Source organism: Pseudoalteromonas sp. UBA2102 (assembly GCF_002331165.1).
GTDB classification, from domain to species: domain Bacteria; phylum Pseudomonadota; class Gammaproteobacteria; order Enterobacterales; family Alteromonadaceae; genus Pseudoalteromonas; species Pseudoalteromonas atlantica.
The window spans coordinates 15,537-16,932 of sequence record NZ_DCYU01000048.1 but is presented as its reverse complement, the minus strand read 5'-3'; the positions used below and the strand labels follow the sequence as shown (position 1 = coordinate 16,932).

2 protein-coding genes are annotated in these 1,396 nt (G+C 41.2%); one reads left to right on the top strand and one right to left on the bottom strand.

Annotated elements, in window-relative coordinates; genetic code table 11:
• Positions 1-516: bifunctional 4-hydroxy-2-oxoglutarate aldolase/2-dehydro-3-deoxy-phosphogluconate aldolase (locus tag B2R65_RS05900; RefSeq protein WP_286741616.1), on the top strand; the 516-nt coding region annotated here is incomplete at its 5' end.
• Between the two features lie 57 nt (positions 517-573).
• Here B2R65_RS05900 and B2R65_RS05895 read toward each other — a convergent pair.
• Positions 574-1,218, bottom strand: coding sequence for an MOSC domain-containing protein (locus B2R65_RS05895; protein WP_286741614.1), 645 nt, complete (start codon positions 1,216-1,218; stop codon positions 574-576).
• Between the last annotated feature and the right edge of the window lie 178 nt (positions 1,219-1,396).

Here is a 1,396-nt window from a genome sequence, read left to right as displayed (position 1 = left end):
CTAGAAATCACCTCAAATACACCTGGCTTTGAGCAAGAAATAGCAAAAGCACGCGCTGCTTATAAAAATACACTCATTGGCGCTGGCACAATAATTAACACCGCCCTTGCGCAACAAGCGATTGATGCCGGTGCGCAATTTATAGTTACACCAAATACTAATCAAGCCGTGGTAGAGCTTGCCCACCGCCATGGTTTACCTGTGTTAATGGGCGCACTCACCCCTACCGATATTGCCAATGCCATAGAGTATAACGCCGATATTATTAAAGTTTTTCCGGCAGGCAGTATGGGGATTAATTACTTTAAAGCGCTAACGGGGCCTTTTTCTGATGTGCCATTAATGCCCGTAGGCGGCATTAATTTAGACAACCTAACACATTGGTTTGCAGCGGGGGCATGCGCAGTGGCGGTAAGTAGCGATTTTAGTAAGCCGGTAAATAACAAACAGCAATACGACACATTAAGCAAATTGGTGTGCAAATACATATCAGCGGTTGCTCACTTAACAAACTAAATAATACAGCTAAAAGTGAGTTTTTATTAAGGGTAATACAGCTTTAATAACGCTCTTTTAACTACCCAACTTCTTTTTGATTTTAGTTTGCCACTCAAGTGCAAGCTCGGGTAGTTCAAGTGCTGCTAATAATACGCTTTCATAATCTGGGTATTGTTTATCAAAAAAGGCCTGAAACAACGTTTTAACCGAAATGTTATGCTCAGCTTTATGTTCAATAGTCACGACATCGCCCGTTTTAGCAACACCTTGCTCAAGCACTCTAAAATAAACACCCGTGTGGTAATACTGAGTAAACAGTTTTAGGCTTTGTTTACTATTAAGTGCAATAGCCAATTTAAAGCACGGCACACGGGGCTGGCTTACTTCAAGCAGTGCTGTACCTATACGAATACGATCGCCTATGTGAATATTTTGCTCATCAAGGTCTGAAATTGTGAAGTTTTCGCCAAAGGCACCGACTGCTAAATCATCATTTTTAAGGGTGCGCTTCCAATAATCGTAATGATTGTGCGAAAACGCATAAACCGCTTTATCCACCCCGCCATGATTGACTAAATCGGCTTGCTCATCACCTATTATATTCAGCTTTTCAATAACAACCGGCTCATTGGTTGGCGTTTTAAATATGCCCGTTTTAACCTTCTTGCCGTTATGCACAACCGTTTTTATTTTAGAAATATTGGTAGAGATTATATGCATTTACTTAATTGCATCCTGTTCGATACTTTGCCATTTATCCAGTGCTTGCTTGTCGCTTTGTTTAAACTCAACCCAGTTTGAGGAGTCTTTAAAATGCTCTTTTTTCCAAAACGTGGCGTGGTTTTTTAAGTAATCCATAATAAACTGTGCGCCTTCAAACGCGGCTTGGCGGTGGCGG

Excerpts from the sequence above, each read along its gene's own strand:
- B2R65_RS05895 (WP_286741614.1), bottom strand. The coding sequence starts at position 1,218 with ATGCATATAATCTCTACCAATATTTCTAAAATAAAAACGGTTGTGCAT.